The organism is Brevundimonas mediterranea (assembly GCF_014196125.1).
Classification (GTDB): Bacteria; Pseudomonadota; Alphaproteobacteria; order Caulobacterales; family Caulobacteraceae; genus Brevundimonas; species Brevundimonas mediterranea.
On the sequence record NZ_JACIDA010000001.1, the window covers coordinates 1,115,981 to 1,130,974 of the forward strand.

13 protein-coding genes are annotated in these 14,994 nt (G+C 66.5%); 6 read left to right on the forward strand and 7 right to left on the reverse strand.

Going from position 1 to position 14,994, the window contains the following annotated elements; all coding sequences use genetic code 11:
* Positions 1 to 516, forward strand: coding sequence for a copper chaperone PCu(A)C (locus GGR11_RS05630; RefSeq protein ID WP_183195760.1), 516 nt, complete (start codon positions 1 to 3; stop codon positions 514 to 516).
* Between the two features lie 70 nt (positions 517 to 586).
* A complete protein-coding gene (ychF, locus tag GGR11_RS05635) occupies positions 587 to 1,681 on the forward strand; it encodes a redox-regulated ATPase YchF (protein WP_183195761.1) in 1,095 nt (364 codons plus the stop codon).
* Here ychF and GGR11_RS05640 read toward each other — a convergent pair.
* A complete protein-coding gene (locus GGR11_RS05640) occupies positions 1,674 to 2,207 on the reverse strand; it encodes a hypothetical protein (protein ID WP_183195762.1) in 534 nt (177 codons plus the stop codon). The genes ychF and GGR11_RS05640 overlap by 8 nt on opposite strands.
* 109 nt (positions 2,208 to 2,316) lie before the next feature.
* On the opposite strand from GGR11_RS05640, the gene GGR11_RS05645 reads away from it, so the two are divergent.
* Together GGR11_RS05645 and GGR11_RS05650 are read left to right on the forward strand one after the other, a co-directional pair.
* Entirely contained in the window at positions 2,317 to 4,521 is a 2,205-nt protein-coding gene (locus tag GGR11_RS05645; RefSeq protein ID WP_183195763.1) for a TonB-dependent hemoglobin/transferrin/lactoferrin family receptor, read from the forward strand.
* A 39-nt stretch (positions 4,522 to 4,560) separates the two neighbouring features.
* On the forward strand, positions 4,561 to 5,541 hold the full coding sequence (locus GGR11_RS05650; RefSeq protein ID WP_183195764.1) for a DUF6607 family protein: 981 nt from the start codon (positions 4,561 to 4,563) through the stop codon (positions 5,539 to 5,541).
* Between the two features lie 63 nt (positions 5,542 to 5,604).
* Here GGR11_RS05650 and GGR11_RS05655 read toward each other — a convergent pair whose 3' ends face one another.
* From GGR11_RS05655 to petA, 5 genes are all read right to left on the reverse strand, one after another.
* Entirely contained in the window at positions 5,605 to 7,254 is a 1,650-nt protein-coding gene (locus tag GGR11_RS05655) for a M28 family peptidase (RefSeq protein WP_183195765.1), read from the reverse strand.
* A gap of 68 nt (positions 7,255 to 7,322) precedes the next feature.
* The gene (locus GGR11_RS05660) at positions 7,323 to 8,990 is read right to left on the reverse strand and encodes a M28 family metallopeptidase (protein ID WP_183195766.1); all 1,668 of its coding nucleotides are present in this window, start codon (positions 8,988 to 8,990) and stop codon (positions 7,323 to 7,325) included.
* 151 nt (positions 8,991 to 9,141) lie between these two features.
* Positions 9,142 to 9,993: a cytochrome c1 gene (locus GGR11_RS05665; protein ID WP_183196390.1), complete on the reverse strand. Its 852-nt coding sequence runs from the start codon at positions 9,991 to 9,993 to the stop codon at positions 9,142 to 9,144.
* A 32-nt stretch (positions 9,994 to 10,025) separates the two neighbouring features.
* Positions 10,026 to 11,354: a cytochrome b gene (locus tag GGR11_RS05670; RefSeq protein ID WP_183195767.1), complete on the reverse strand. Its 1,329-nt coding sequence runs from the start codon at positions 11,352 to 11,354 to the stop codon at positions 10,026 to 10,028.
* A 16-nt stretch (positions 11,355 to 11,370) separates the two neighbouring features.
* Positions 11,371 to 11,913, reverse strand: coding sequence for a ubiquinol-cytochrome c reductase iron-sulfur subunit (gene petA / locus GGR11_RS05675; protein WP_008260246.1), 543 nt, complete (start codon positions 11,911 to 11,913; stop codon positions 11,371 to 11,373).
* A 194-nt stretch (positions 11,914 to 12,107) separates the two neighbouring features.
* Between petA and GGR11_RS05680 the strand changes: the two genes are divergently transcribed.
* Positions 12,108 to 12,557 (forward strand): tRNA (cytidine(34)-2'-O)-methyltransferase, encoded by a 450-nt coding sequence (locus GGR11_RS05680; protein WP_183195768.1) that lies wholly within the window; start codon positions 12,108 to 12,110, stop codon positions 12,555 to 12,557.
* Here the strand turns inward: GGR11_RS05680 and GGR11_RS05685 are convergent.
* On the reverse strand, positions 12,554 to 14,164 hold the full coding sequence (locus GGR11_RS05685; protein ID WP_183195769.1) for an ABC-F family ATP-binding cassette domain-containing protein: 1,611 nt from the start codon (positions 14,162 to 14,164) through the stop codon (positions 12,554 to 12,556). The two genes, GGR11_RS05680 and GGR11_RS05685, sit on opposite strands and share 4 nt — an antisense overlap.
* 229 nt (positions 14,165 to 14,393) lie before the next feature.
* On the opposite strand from GGR11_RS05685, the gene GGR11_RS05690 reads away from it, so the two are divergent.
* Positions 14,394 to 14,888 carry a group III truncated hemoglobin gene (locus GGR11_RS05690; protein ID WP_183195770.1) on the forward strand — a complete coding sequence of 165 codons (495 nt, stop codon included), beginning with the start codon at positions 14,394 to 14,396 and terminating at the stop codon, positions 14,886 to 14,888.
* The last annotated feature ends 106 nt before the right edge of the window (positions 14,889 to 14,994 follow it).

Genomic DNA, 14,994 nt, shown 5'->3' on the forward strand with positions numbered 1-14,994 from the left:
ATGAAGACCCCTCTGTCCCTCGCCTTCGCCGCCCCGATTCTGGTCCTCGCCCTGGCGGCCTGCAATCCGCCGGAACAAGCCAAGACCGCGCCGGAGGCGACGACGCCCGCCCCCACCGCCACGGCTGCTGTCGTGACTGCCGCCGACGCCTGGTGCCGCCCGTCGCCGAACGGCGCCAAGGCCGGCGGCTGCTATGTCACCCTGACCGCGACGAACGACGACCGGCTGACCGGCGGCTCCAGCCCCCGAGCCGGCGAGTTGCAGGTCCATGAAATGAAGACCGAGAACGGCATGATGAAGATGGCCCAGCTGACCGAGGGCCTGCCGTTGCCGGCCGGTCAGGCGGTCAGCCTGGCGCCCGGCGGCAATCACCTGATGCTGATCGGCCTGACCGCGCCCCTGGTGGCCGGCGAGACCGTGCCCCTGACCTTTGAATTCGCCTCGGCGCCGTCCGTGACGGTGCAGGCGGCGGTGCGTCAGCCGGCCATGGCGGGCATGGACCACAGCGCTCACTGACGCCTTTTGAAGCGCGAGCCTGACAAACGGGTCGGAACCCGCTAAAGGCTCGCGCCTCACGAGGAATACCATGGCCCTTAAAGTCGCGATCGTCGGCCTGCCCAATGTCGGCAAGTCCACCCTGTTCAACGCCCTGACCAAGACGGCGGCGGCCCAGGCGGCCAACTATCCGTTCTGCACCATCGAGCCGAACACCGGCGACGTGGCCGTGCCCGAGGCGCGTCTGAACGCCCTGGCCGAGATCGCCGGCTCCAAGGAAATCATCCCCGCCCGCATCACCTTCGTCGATGTCGCCGGCCTGGTGCGCGGCGCCTCCAAGGGCGAGGGCCTGGGCAACCAGTTCCTGGCCAATATCCGCGACTGCGACGCCGTGGCCTTCGTCGCCCGCTGCTTCGTCGACGACGACATAACCCACGTCGAAAACCGCATCGATCCAATCGCCGATCTGGAGATCATCGAGACCGAGCTGATGCTGGCCGACATGGAAAGTCTGGAGCGCCGCCGGCCCCAGCTGGAGAAGCGCGCCAAGGGCGGCGACAAGGACTCCGGCCTGACGCTGAAACTGGTCGATCTGGCCCTGGCCCAGTTGAACGCCGGCAAGCCCGCGCGCACCGCCGAAGTGTCCAAGGAGGACGCCAAGGCCTGGCACATGCTGCAACTGCTGACCGCCCTGCCCGCCCTCTATGTCTCCAACGTCGAGGAAGGTTCGGCCGACAAGGGCAATGAGCTGTCGGACAAGGTCGCCGCCCGCGCCGCCACGGACAACGCCAACTCGGTCGTCATCTCGGCCCAGATCGAGTCCGAGATCGCCGTGCTCGACGACGAGGAGCAGAAAGAGTTCCTCGAGACCCTGGGTCTGGAAGAACCCGGCCTGAACCGCCTGATCCGCGAAGCCTATAAGCTGCTAGGTCTGCAGACCTATTTCACGGTCGGCCCCAAGGAAGCTCGCGCCTGGACCATCAACGTCGGCGACACCGCGCCCCAGGCGGCCGGCGTCATCCACACCGACTTCGAAAAGGGCTTCATCCGCGCCGAAACCATCGCCTTCGACGACTTCGTCGCCCTGCGCGGCGAGGCCAAGGCGCGCGAGGCGGGCAAGCTGCGCGCCGAAGGCAAGACCTATGTCGTCAAGGACGGCGACGTAATGAACTTCCTGTTCAACTAGGCTTCGAAGCAGAGGCCTCCGGCCTCTTCTTCATCATGCTTTCCAACGGATTGGCGGGATCCGGCGCGCGCGGCGAGCCGGGGCAGCGCGCCAGTTTCACCGTTTTCATGTCCCGGTCGACGTAGGTCAGGTTCATCACGTCGCCCGTGGCGGCCATATGAACCCGCTCGCTCCTGGCCTGCCCCTGAGCGGCGCAGGCCAAGGTGGCCACATAGCCCGCACCGGTCTCGTCAATCCGAGCGATGTCGCAGGCGACGCCAGGGGCTTCGAACCGCATCGGAGTCAGGGTGATGGGCGCCCGCTCGCCCTGCGGATGGGCGCACCAGACGGGGTTGGCCGCCCAGATTCCCACAAAGCTGCGCGGGCCGCGGCCGGCCAGAGAGGACGGGCCCGGCGGCTCCACCTGTTGCATCGCCTCGGGCGTCCTCAGCGGACGCGCCGGCTCGTCCGGAGGATTGACCCTGTTGTCGCCACAGGCGGTCAGCAGGGCGATGGCCGCAACCACCGGGAACAACGCATATTTCATCCGCCTACAACACCACGGCCAAGGCTAAGGTTCAAACCCGCGCCTTCATTGCGGTTGATTCTGATAATCGTTCGCAGTAACACCCTGCCTATCATCAAGCGGGGCCATTATGCGCAACCTACTCCTCCTCTCCACCGCCGCAGCCGCCTTCGGTTCGGTCCTGATCGCCCAGCCCGCGTGCGCCGAAGCGGCCGACGCGCCGGCGACCGAGGTCGATCCGATCATCGTGATCGGCACGCGGTCCGAACGCCTGGCCTCGCGCACGCCCGCCACGGTCAGCGTCATCAACGCCGACCAGATCGAGGCCATGCTGGCCACTGACATCAAGGACCTGATCCGGTTCGAACCGGGCGTCAGCGTGCCGACCTCCCCCGCCCGCTTCAACCTGGCGCTATCAGGCGGCGGTCGCGACAGCAATTCGGGCTTCACCATTCGCGGCATGGGCGGCGACCGCGTGCTGATCATCAACGATGGGGTGCGCCTGCCCAGCGGCTTCAGCTTCGGCGCCCAGGCAGTCGGTCGCGGCGACTATAACGACTTGGACATGGTCAAATCGGTTGAGATCCTGCGCGGCCCCGCATCGGCCCTGTATGGTTCGGACGGCGTCGCAGGCGCCGTCGCCTTCACCACCAAGGACCCGTCCGATTTTCTGAAGGGCAGCCGGGATTTCGGCGCACGGGCGCGGGCGGCCTATAGTTCGGCGGACGAAGGCTGGACCGAGAGCCTGGCCTTCGCCGGCCGCACGGGCTCGGTTTCGGGCCTGCTCGCCTACACCCGCCGCGATCACCAGGAGACGGAGAACCAGGGCGAGGTCGGCGGGGTCGGTTCGGCCCGGACCCAACCCAATCCGCAGGACTTCGTCTCCAACGCCATCTTGGGCAAGCTGGTCTGGGACGTGGCGCCCGGCCATTCGCTGCGCCTGACCTATGATCACCTCGACTCGGAAATGGACGGCGACGCCCTGACCGCCCGATCGGCGACGGTTCTGGCCGTCACCGCCCATGACGAAGCCCAGCGCGACAGTCTCAAGGGCGAGTGGCGTTTCCAGGACTTCGCCGGCTTCGAGAGCGGTTCGGTCAGCGCCTACTGGCAGGATGCGACCACGCGCCAATATACCTACGAAGACCGCACCCCGGCCGTGGACCGGGTCCGCGACACCACCTTCGACAACACCGTCTACGGCTTGGCCGCCCAGGGGGCGCGCGTCTTCGGCGCGGGCGGAGCGATGGAACACCGCGTCACGGTCGGCGGCGACTGGTCCATGACCACACAGGAAGGGGTTCGCGACGGCGTCACTCCGCCCGTTGGCGAGACCTTCCCGACCCGCGCCTTCCCCAAGACCGACTATCAGTTGGCGGGCTTGTTCATTCAGGACGAGATCGAACTGCTGGGGGGCGCGCTCAGCATCATCCCGGCCGTGCGTTACGACTGGTACGACCTGTCGCCGGAAGTCGACGCCCTGTTCCCGGCGTCCGCCACGGGCCAGTCGGAAGACCATATCTCGCCCAAGCTGGGCGTCGTCTGGTGGGCCGACCGCCACTTTGGCCTGTTCGCCAACTACGCCGAGGGCTTCCGCGCCCCGTCGCCGATGCAGGTGAACAACTATTTCGAAAATCCGGTCTTCGGCTACACCTCGATCCCCAACCCGGACCTGGAGCCGGAGACCAGCGACAGTATCGAAGGCGGCCTGCGGTTCCGCGACATCGCGGCCTTCGGGGGCGAGTTGCGGCTCCAGACCACGGCCTTCAGCACCCACTATGACAACTTCATCGAACAGGTGGTGGTGTCGGGCACGGGCGTGCCGGGCGTGGATCCGCTGATCTATCGGTACGTCAACCTGACCAATGTCGACATCTGGGGACTGGAAGCCCGGGGCGACATCGCCTGGAGCAATGGCCTCAGCCTGATCGTCTCCGCCGCCTTCGCGGATGGCGAACAGGAAACGGACGGTGACAAGACCCAGCTCAGCAGCATCGATCCGATCAAGCTGGTCAGCGGGCTGAACTATGCAGCGCCTTCAGGCGTTTGGGGCGGTTCGGCCGTCGTGACCTGGTCGGACAGGAAGGACGCCGCTACCTATGAACTGTCGTGCGGGTCGGCCTGCTACACCGGCGACAGCTTCACCCTCCTCGACGTCACCGCCTATTGGAACGTCACCGAGCGCGCCACACTGCGGGCCGGCGCTTTCAACGTCCTCGACGAGAAATACGGCTGGTGGAGCGACGTGCGCGGCCTGTCCGCCGCCTCAACCGTCAAGGACGCCTACACCCAGCCGGGCCGCAACTTCGGCCTGTCCCTGACCCTGCGCCTGTAAGCGACCATGCACCCCTCCGACAGCAAGAGCCCCCGCCCCATGCGCGCCATCCTGATCGCCGCCGCCCTGCTGACCGCCGCGGCGCCCGCCGCCCAGGCGCTGGAAACCGGGGCCGTCGCCCCGACTGCGGCTTCCACTCCCGCCAGCGCCTTCGAACGGGATCGCCAGTCGATCCTGGCCCAGGCCGGCCAGTACCGCGTCCATTTCGACATGCGAGAGAACGTCAGCTTCCAGGCCGATTACGACCCGCTGGAAGAGAAGCTGTCGGGCGGCAGCGAGATCGTCCGCGTCGTCTATGATCAAGGCGACAAGATCAGCCTGCAACACATCCTGGTCATGGAGCATGAGGGCCAGGTCATCGTCATCAAACACTGGCGTCAGGACTGGGTCTATCAGCCCCAGACGGTGCTGACCTACGCCGGGCCGAACCAGTGGGTCGTGACGCAGGTTCCGGCCGATCAACGCGACGGCGCCTGGTCCCAGACGGTGTGGCAGACAGACGATTCACCCCGATACGGCGGCGTCGGCCGCTGGACCTATGACAACGGCCTGTCGGCCTGGACGTCCAACCCGACCTGGCGGCCGCTGGCGCGTCGCGATGCAGTGCGGAACCCCGTCTATGACCGCTATCTGGGGACCAATCGCCACATCCTGACGCCGAACGGCTGGGTCCATATCCAGGACAATGTGAAAATGTCGGGCAAAGCGGGCGGCCAGCCGGTCGCCGTGGTCCAGGAGGATGTGATCAACACCTATGACCGATCGACCGGCTATTCCCCTGCGGCCGGCGACGCCTATTGGGCCAGGACCCAGGGCTTCTGGGCCGCCGTACGCCAGGCCTGGGACGACGCTATCGCCGCCGGAAACGGCGTCCATCTGCAGCAGGAGGCCCAGACCGGCTCCGTCACCGGCGCGCCTTTGATGGACTTGGCCCAGTCCCTGGCCGACGGCGAAACTACCGAAGCGGACGCCGTCGCCCAGGCCCGCGTCCTGATCACCCAGGCGACATCCGCACGCTGACTGTCACAAGCCAGCGGATGATCGACGGCGGCCCGGACTCCCCTCCGGGCCGCCGTTTGGTCTCTACCGCCGCTGATCGGCGCTGGCGTCGCGGATGGCGTTGAACTCGGCGCTCGGCTTCCAGGCCGGCCAGGTCTCGCTGTCGGCCACCGTCAGCCCCAGCCGGTACAGAAGATCCAGGTTCTGGACGGCGGCGGTGAAGTCGTAGTCGGCCCGCCATTCGTCGCTCAGCTTGTGATAATAGCGCGCCATCTGGACCTCGTAGTACGGCGTGCCCGCCTCCAGCCCGCCCTCTACGAAGTCACGACCGCTCCACGGCATCAGGGCCGGCACCCCGCCCGCGGCGAAGTTGAAATGGTCGGAGCGGTAGTAGAAGCCTTCCTGCGGATAGCCGTCACCGGTCACCGTGCGACCCTGCACAGCGGCGAACCGGCCCAGGATGTCTTCCAGCTCCGACTTGCCGACGCCGAACGCCGCCACGTCGCGCGTTGCGGGGGTGAAAGGCAGCATGTCGATATTGATGTCCGCTGCGGTCATCGCCAGCGGATAGATCGGATCGGCGGCATAGGCTTCCGAGCCCAGCAGTCCCTGTTCCTCGGCCGTGACGTGCAGGAAGACCACCGTCCGTTCCGGCGCCGGCCCGGCCTTGAAGGCGCGCGCCATCTCGATCAGGCCCGCCGTGCCCGAGGCGTTGTCCCAGGCGCCGTTGAAGATGTCGTCGCCCTCGGCGTTCGGCTCCTTGGCCTTGCCGACGTGATCCCAATGGGCGGAATAGACGACATATTCGTCGGGCCGCACTGTCCCGGAAATCCTGGCCAACAGATTGTTCGAATGGATGACCTCGGCCGTCTCTGCGATATCGACGTCCAGTCGCACGCCCAAATCCACAACTCCGCCCAGGCCGCCGGTCTTGGCGCGCGCCAGGGCCACCGTCAGAACGTCTCCACCGATGGCGGTCCCCGTCGCCGGACTGATGGATCCGGTGAATCGCGCATCCTTTGCGCCCTTGACCGTCATCTGCGGCCGGGTCGCGCCGCCGACGGCGCGGCGCCAACGGCCATCGTTGTCCTGAAGACTGATCACGCCGACCGCGCCGCGCTTCAGCGCCTCCTGGGTCTTATGCGTGCCCGAGCCGTAGAAGTTAGGATCGACGCCCAGGGCGTCGGGCTGGGCGCGCAGGATCACCACCACCTTGCCCGTCAGGTCGGCGTCGCCATAGTCGTCCCATCCCCGCTCCGGAGCCACGATTCCGTAGCCGGCGAAGACCAGAGGCGCACCGTCGATCTTGAACATCGGATTGGCCGGCCCCGCGCGCAGGGTGATGTCCGCTCCCGAAACCAGGGCATGACGGACGCCGTCGGCGCCAGTCCAGGCGGCCGTCGGCGCACGCTCCGGCGTGAACCGCACCAGATCGACCGGTTGCAGCCAGGATCCGTCCCGTCCGCCCGGCTCCAGCCCCATGGCCTCATACTGACGCTGCAGATAGGCCAGAGTCAGTTGCTCGCCGATCAGGCCAGGGAAACGCCCCTCCAACTCGTCGGAGGCCAGGTATTTGATGTGGTCCGACAGACGCTGGGCGCTGAACTGCGGCGTCGCCGCCGAGGCCGTGGCGAAGGCGTCCAGCCGGGCGGGCGGCGGGGTGACGGGCGCGCGGGCGCAGGCGGTCAGGACCAGCGCCGCCAGGGCGATGAAGGGGGAACGGCGTAGGATCATGCGGGCGGTTCGAACAGACGAATGGATAGGGGCCAGGATCGCGTCCCGGCCCCCGGTTTTCAGGGAAATCAGCGACGCTCGGACGCCGTCGCGGCCCGCACGGGGCCGAACTCGGACCCCGTCTTCCATTCCGGCCAGTCCCGGCCGTTCGCCAGGGCGCGTCCGACGTCGTAGAAGACCGTCAGATCCTCGATCATGCCGCTGTAATCCCAGTCCGGCGACCATTCATCCGCCGCCTGGTGATAGCGTTTGGCGCCGTATTCAGCGCGCGCGGCCTGGCGTTCGGCGATCGGTTCATCGCGGAAGTCGCCTCGGCTGCCGGCGTAGGCCATGGGAACGCCGCGCTTGGCCAGGGGGAAGTGGTCCGAGCGATAATAGGTGCCGGCCGCGTTCTCGTAATCCGGGACCAGACTACGGCCCTGTGACTGGATCGCGACGGCCAACCGCTCATCGAAATCGGACTGGCCGTATCCGGTGACGCCCAGCCCCGTGACGCGGCCATAGACGTTCATCGAATCCATGTTGAATCCGCCGACTGTCTTGGCCAGCGGATAGACCGGGTTCACGGCGTAGTATTCCGAACCCAGCAGACCGCTTTCCTCGCCGGTGAAGCTGATCATAACGACAGAGCGTTCGGTGCGAGGGGCGCGTCCGTACATCCGCGCCAATTCCAGCAGGCCGGCGGTGCCCGAGGCGTTGTCGACGGCGCCGTTGAAGATCCGGTCACCCGTCGCGTCCGGCTCGCCCATGCCGATATGGTCCCAGTGTGCGGTGTAGAGGACGGTTTCATCCGGGTGTGTCGTGCCCGGCAGGCGCGCGATGACATTGTGGCTGGTGACCTGATTGGTCGCCACGTCGAACTCGGTCGAGAAGGCCGCGCCGGTCAGGGCGACGGGCTGGAAGTCGCGGCTGCGCGCCTGGACCTTCAGGGCTTCGAAATCCAGTCCTGCGCGGCGGAACAGGTCCACCGCCACATCGCGCTGAATCCAACCCTCCATCGGCACACGCTCGGCCGCCGCATTGGGACGCAGGATGTCGAACTGCGGCACGCCCCAGGAGTTGGCGACCGTCGCCCAGCCGTAGGAGGCCGGCGCCGTCTCGTGGACGATCAGAACGCCCGCCGCCCCGTGCTTGGCGGCCTCCTCGTACTTGTAGGTCCAGCGGCCGTAGTAGGTCATGGCCTTGCCGCCGAAGGTGTTCAACGCCGGCTCCTCGAAATCGGCGTCATTGACCAGGACGACCAGGATCTTGCCGCGCAGGTCCTGGCTCTTGAAGTCGTTCCAGTTCCGCTCGGGCGCGGTGATGCCATAGCCGACGAAGACCAGGGGCGCGTCCTTCAGGCTGACGTGCTCGGCCGGACGGCGGGTGGAAATGGCCACCTCGCGTCCCTGAGTCATCGGCAGGCTCCAGTCGCCCAGCTTCAGCGAGGCCTGGACGTTGGACTGGACGAACCGGTTCAGGATGACGTCCTGGGTCCATTGGCCGTTCGGCCCGCCCGGCTCGAACCCAGCGGCGGCGTAGCCCTCGCTCAGATAGCGCACGACCTTGTCCTCGGCCGGAGTGGCGATGCCCCGGCCTTCGAAACTGTCATCCGACAGGGTCTTGATATCCTGCGAGATCCGCGCGGCGTCGAAGGCGGGAACCGTGTGGACCGCACCAGGATGGGGCGACGTGGCGCAGGCAGACAGGCTCGCGCCGGCCAAAAGCAGGACCGCGAAAGAAGAGACGATACGCATGAACAGGAGGCCCCACAGCCGGAGATGAAGTCGCCGACCCTAGGGGGCGAAATCCACCATGTCGATTCCGTGTCACGCGCCATTTGTCGCAAACAAAAGCCCGCCGAAGCGGACTTCGGCGGGCTGATGATCAGTTTATGAGAACCTGCGCCTAATGAGCGACGCCCTTCCAGACGCGGCGATAGCTGGCGTAGGTGAGGCCGGCGAAGATCAGCAAGAAGATGATCACACCAAAGCCGGCCTGTTTGCGTTCGACCATCTTCGGTTCGGACGTCCAGGCGATGAAGGCCGCCACATCCTTGGCGTACTGGTCCACCGTCTGGGGCGAGCCGTCGTCATAGGTCACCTGGCCGTTCCGCAGCGGCGGCGGCATGGCGATGAAGCCCCCCTCCGGCACGTGGTGTTTGTCCCCCGTCCAGAAGGGCGTCAGGTCGCCGGCCATATAGGGGTTGTAATGCTGCCCCTCCCGGATGGTCAGGCCCGCCGGCGCCGCGCGATAACCCGACAGCAGCGAGTAGATATAGTTGGCGCCGTCGTGGCGGGCCTTGGCCATCACCGACAGATCAGGCGGCGCCGCTCCGCCGTTGCCTGCGGCGGCGGCCGTGGCGTTCGGATAAGGGCTGCGGAACTTGTCGGCCGGGGTGGCGTCGCGCTGGATCGGTTCACCGGTCTCGCTGTCGATGTCCGGGACCTGGACCTCCTTGGCCAGGGCCTTGACAACCGGATTGTCGTTCGGGTTCGGATATTTCGGATTCCAGAACGGCCCGTGGCGATCACCCAGATTGCGATAGTGCATCAGGTTCATGCCGTGGCAGGCCGAGCAGACCTCCTGATAGACCTTGTAGCCGCGCTGAAGCTGGCCCTGGTCATAGACGCCGAACGGCCCTTCGAAGCTGAACCCGCCCGACCGCGGATGAGCCGCCCCGCCCGCAGCCAGGGCCGGGGCCGGGGCCGCGGCCAGCAGGCCGACGGCCACAGCGGCTGAAGCGATGATCCTTGGCATCGACACCTTGATTGTTCCGATCATCATGGCCCTCACCCCTTCTTCTCGGGCGAGGCCGGCGCTGCGGCCGGCATCGCGTGGGCGCCGGTCAGGACCGGTTCGGAGATGGTCGCCGGGATCGGCAGAGGCGTCTCCTTCAACCCCACGAACGGTAGGATCACCAGGAAGAAGAGGAAGTAGTAGGCCGTGAACAGCCGCGTCAGCCACAGATAGGAGTTCAGGTTGCCGTCGAACAAAACGACGCCGCCGAAACCCGGAACGACCGGAGCGTCGGGAAGCTGTCCGCCGCACCAGCCCAGCCCCACGCCCACCACCAGGAAGATGAAGAAGAAGGTACGCATGGTCGGGCGATACCGCATCGACCGGACCTTGGACGTATCAAGCCAGGGCAGGACGAACAGCACGCCGATGGCGCTGAACATGGCCACCACGCCGCCGAACTTGTCCGGAATGGCGCGCAGGATGGCGTAGAAGGGCAGCATGTACCACTCGGGCACGATGTGCGCCGGGGTCTGCAGAGGGTTGGCCGGGATATAGTTGTCGGCGTGGCCCAGGGCGTTCGGCTGATAGAAGACGAAGATCGCGAACAGCAGCAGGAACAGGATGATCGCGAACCCGTCCTTCAGCGTGAAATAGGGGTGGAAGGGCAGCATGTCCTTCTTCGTCCGATCCTTGGGGATCAGGATGCCGACCGGATTGTTCTGACCCGCCGAGTGCAGCGCCCACAGGTGCAGGACGACGCAGCCCAGAATGGCGAAGGGCAGCAGATAGTGCAGCGAGAAGAAGCGGTTCAGCGTCGCATTGTCGATCGCCGGTCCGCCGCGCAGCCAGATCAGGATCGGCTCGCCGATGCCCGGAATGGCCCCGATCAGATTGGTGATCACCTCGGCGCCCCAGAAGGACATCTGGCCCCAGGGCAGGACGTAGCCCAGGAAGGCCGTCGCGATCATCAGGAAGAAGATCACGCAGCCGATGATCCAGATCATTTCGCGCGGCGCCTTGTACGAGCCGTAGTACAGCCCCCGCAGCATGTGCAGATAGACGGCGACGAAGAACATCGACGCGCCGTTGGCGTGGACATAACGGATCAGCCAGCCGCCGTTCACGTCGCGCATGATCCGCTCGACCGAGGCGAAGGCCAGATCGACGTGCGGCGTATAGTGCATGGCCAGAACGATGCCGGTGACGATCTGCGTCATCAGGCACAGGGCCAGGATGCCGCCGAAGGTCCACCAGTAGTTCAGGTTTCTGGGTGTCGGCAGCGACATGTAGTCTGCGCCGAAGCGGATGATCGGCAGCCGGGTGTCCAGCCACTTCTCGACGCCCGTCTTAGGGACGTAGGTGGATTCGTGTTCGCTCATTTCCTCCCCCTGGCCCTCACCCGATCTTGACGCGAGTGTCGGACGCAAATTCATAGTCGGGCACCACCAGGTTCAGAGGTGCGGGCCCCTTCCTGATCCGCCCGGACGCATCATAGTGTGAACCGTGGCAGGGGCAGAACCAGCCGCCGTAGTCCCCGGCGCCAAAGGTCGGCACGCAGCCCAGGTGGGTGCAGGATCCGACCACGACCAGATATTTCTCATGCCCCGGCTTGGTGCGCTCGGCGTCAGTCTGGGGCTGCTTCAGGTCCGAGGCGTGATCGTCCGCGATGACGCGCTGCAGTTCGGCCGGGGTGCGATAGCGCACGAAGACCGGCTTGCCCTGCCATTTGATCACGACCTGCTGGCCTTCCTGCACCTTGGTCAGATCGAACTCGATCGAAGCCAGGGCCAGGGTGTCGGCGGCGGGGTTCATCTGGTTGATCAGCGGCCAGGCGATCATCGCCCCGGCGCCGACCGCAGCGGCGCCCGCTGCGATATGGATGAAGTCGCGGCGATTCGGATCGCCCTCGCCTTCCGGAATCACGCCCGTCTCGGCCACGTTTCACCTCTCGAAAACCGCCGGGACCGCCTGTATTGGCGCTCCTCTTTTGCGGCACGAACCCTAAAAGCGAGACCCAGTATTCCCCTCGGCCTGTATTTGCGGCCTAAGGCCGCAAGTCGCTGACGTTTCTTGCGAAACGTTCGCAGACAGACCGCGACAAACCCCCAGGTCGCGTATATCTAGGGATTAGAATGCGTCTCGCTCTTTTTCAACCTGACATTCCTCAGAACGTCGGCGCCTGCATCCGGCTCTCGGCCTGTTTCGGGGTGGAACTGCACGTCGTGGAGCCTACGGGCTTTCATTTCGACGACCGCGCCATGAAGCGAGCGGCGCTCGACTATGGTCCTTTGTCGCACATGACGCGGCACGCCGACTGGGATGGGTTTCAGCGTAACCGCCCCGCCGGCCGACTGATTCTGTTCACCACCCGCGGCGCGACGCCCCTTTCCGATTTCGTCTTTCACCCCGACGACACGCTCCTGTTCGGCAAGGAAACATCCGGCGCGCCGGACTATGTCCACGCGGCCGTGGACGCCCGCGTGGTGATTCCGCTGCGTCCTGAAGCGCGTTCGCTGAACCTGTCGGTCACCGCAGGCGTCGCCCTGTGGGAGGGGCTGCGGCAAACAGGCGGGATCGGCTAGAGAGCGATTGTCCGCTCGATCCCTATGGCGTCCAGAAAATCGGCGTCATGACTGACCACGATCAAGGCGCCGTCATAGGCCCGCAGCGCGACTTCCACGGCGGCGACGGAATCGAGGTCGAGGTGATTGGTCGGCTCGTCCAGAATCAGCAGTTGCGGCGGTTTCGTTCCGGTCATGACGCAGGCCAGGGCCGCCCGCAGCCGTTCGCCGCCCGACAACTCGCCGACTTCGCGATGCGCCGCTACATTCCGGAACAGAAACCGCGCCAGCGCCGCCTGGGCGTCATTGATCGAGCCCTCGGGATTGAGCCGCCGCCAGGCCTCGACCACGGTTTCATCCGGCTTCAGAATCGCGGCCTCCTGATCCAGCAGCACCGCCCGGCTCGGCCGTTCCACCCGTCCGGTCGTCGGCTCCAGCGCCCCGTGGATCAGTCGCAGCAGAGTCGTCTTGCCCGCCCCGTTCGGCCCCGTGATCGCGACCCGTTCCGGCCCTGTCAGCCGCAGGCTGACCGGCCCCACGACGGAGCGCCCCTGCGGCGCCTCCCACGTCGCATCGTCCAGAACCAGCAAGGTCCGCCCTGAAGCCAGCCCGCTCGATGGCATGGGGATCGACAGGGCGCGGGTGCGCTCAACCCGCTCGCGCGCCGACGCCAGGGCCGCCTCCGCCTCCGCGGCTTGCCGCGCCGCCAGCTGCCGGTCGCCGGCGCCGCTGTTCTCGGCCCGCTCCGCCCTCGCGCCAATCAGAATCTTCGGCATGTCACCCTTGGCGCCCTTGCGCCGTCCGGCTGCGTCGCGCCGCGCCTTCATCTCCGCACGGCGCTGGGCGTCCGCCCCCACCCTGGCGGCCGTCCGTTCGGCGCCCGCCAGATCGCGTTCCGCAGCCGCCCGCTCGGTCGCCTTGCGCTCTGCGAAGAGGTCGTAGTTCCCGCCGTATACGGTCACGCCCAGACCGGAGACCTCGACGATCCGGTCCATGCTCCGCAGCAAATCGCGGTCATGGCTCACCACCACGGCCCCGCCGTCCCAGCGGTCCAGCACCTCGGCGATCAGTCGCCGCGCCTCGACATCCAGATGATTGGTTGGCTCGTCCAGCAGGATCAAGTCCGGCCGCGCCAGCAGCAGGCCGGCGAGCCCGAGTCGGGTCTGTTCGCCGCCGCTCAGGCTGATCGTCGCACGATCCATGGCAATGTCCGCCAGCCCGACCTCGGCCAGAATCTCGGCGATCCGCAGTTCAAGCGTCCAGTCCGCAGTCGCGAGATCTTCTGCCTCGCCCTCGCCGGCCAGCACCCGCTCGATCACCGCCAGGGCTTCGCCGACGCCCAGCGTTCGGGCGACGGTCTCGTCCGGCGCAGGCTCACCGCGCTGATCCAGCACGCCGATCGTCCCGACGCGCGTCACCACGCCTTCGGCCGGCGAGAGGTCGCCCGAGATCAAACGCAGCAGGGTGCTCTTCCCCGCGCCGTTGCGACCGACGACACCGGTGCGTTCAGGCCCGAACGTCAGGCTCAGATTGTGGAAAAGAGTAACGCCGGCGGGCGTTCTAGCGGCGACCTTGTCGAGAGTCGCGAGCGCGGACGGGGACGCGCTTCGGCTTGGGCTGGTTGGCATGGAGGATCACGAACAGCATGGCGGACAGGGCGGAACCGGTTGCCAGTGCGATGATCATGATCTTCGAGCCTCCTGCTCAAAACTCGTCAGAGACAAGAGGATGGGTCGTATTTGTGCGATGTGCAAGTCCGCGTCGTCCCTGAGGTGAACACGGCCGCGTGAACCCTCCCTTCCAGGGTGGACCGTCGGTCCAGTGGCGATCTGCTCGCCAGACAGCTAGGACGCCTCCATGGAAAGCCGTTTCCGCATCGAAGACCCCGCTGGCGCCGCCGCCCGCCGCGAAGCCGCCGTCCAGCGGCTGCGCGACGAGACCGGCATAGACGAGGCGATGATCGACGCCCTGGTCGAGGGCTTCTACGCCCGCGTCCGTGACGACCGCCTGATCGGCCCGGTCTTCGCTGACCGCATCACGGACTGGGCGCCGCACCTGGCGCAGATGAAACTGTTCTGGTCGTCCGTCGCCCTGTCGACCGGGGTCTATCAGGGGCGGCCGATGCCGAAACACCTGCCCCTGCCCATCGACGCCCGCCATTTCGATCGCTGGCTGGAGGTTTTCGCCGAGACGGCCCGCGACCTTTGCCCACCCACCGCCGCCGACCACTTTATCGAACGCGCCCGCCGCATCGCCGAAAGCCTGGAACTGGGGATCGCCACGGCCAGCGGGGTGATGCTGGCCAAGGGCGAACGGTTCGTGCGGACTACGCAGGCGTGGACGCCGGAATAAGCCACCGGGCCTGAGTACGCCAGGCGCCGCAATGTTCCCACATTGTTCTTGCTTCAATCGCGCGATTCATCCCCATATAGCGATGTCGCGCCGGACCCGCCCGGCC

Bases quoted from the DNA above. Each gene is read 5' to 3' on its own strand.
- GGR11_RS05630 (WP_183195760.1), top strand. From the start codon at position 1: ATGAAGACCCCTCTGTCCCTCGCCTTCGCCGCCCCGATTCTGGTCCTC.
- ychF (WP_183195761.1), top strand. From the start codon at position 587: ATGGCCCTTAAAGTCGCGATCGTCGGCCTGCCCAATGTCGGCAAGTCC.
- GGR11_RS05640 (WP_183195762.1), bottom strand. From the start codon at position 2,207: ATGAAATATGCGTTGTTCCCGGTGGTTGCGGCCATCGCCCTGCTGACC.
- GGR11_RS05645 (WP_183195763.1), top strand. From the start codon at position 2,317: ATGCGCAACCTACTCCTCCTCTCCACCGCCGCAGCCGCCTTCGGTTCG.
- GGR11_RS05650 (WP_183195764.1), top strand. From the start codon at position 4,561: ATGCGCGCCATCCTGATCGCCGCCGCCCTGCTGACCGCCGCGGCGCCC.
- GGR11_RS05655 (WP_183195765.1), bottom strand. From the start codon at position 7,254: ATGATCCTACGCCGTTCCCCCTTCATCGCCCTGGCGGCGCTGGTCCTG.
- GGR11_RS05660 (WP_183195766.1), bottom strand. From the start codon at position 8,990: ATGCGTATCGTCTCTTCTTTCGCGGTCCTGCTTTTGGCCGGCGCGAGC.
- GGR11_RS05665 (WP_183196390.1), bottom strand. From the start codon at position 9,993: ATGCCAAGGATCATCGCTTCAGCCGCTGTGGCCGTCGGCCTGCTGGCC.
- GGR11_RS05670 (WP_183195767.1), bottom strand. From the start codon at position 11,354: ATGAGCGAACACGAATCCACCTACGTCCCTAAGACGGGCGTCGAGAAG.
- GGR11_RS05680 (WP_183195768.1), top strand. From the start codon at position 12,108: ATGCGTCTCGCTCTTTTTCAACCTGACATTCCTCAGAACGTCGGCGCC.
- GGR11_RS05685 (WP_183195769.1), bottom strand. From the start codon at position 14,164: ATGCCAACCAGCCCAAGCCGAAGCGCGTCCCCGTCCGCGCTCGCGACT.
- GGR11_RS05690 (WP_183195770.1), top strand. From the start codon at position 14,394: ATGGAAAGCCGTTTCCGCATCGAAGACCCCGCTGGCGCCGCCGCCCGC.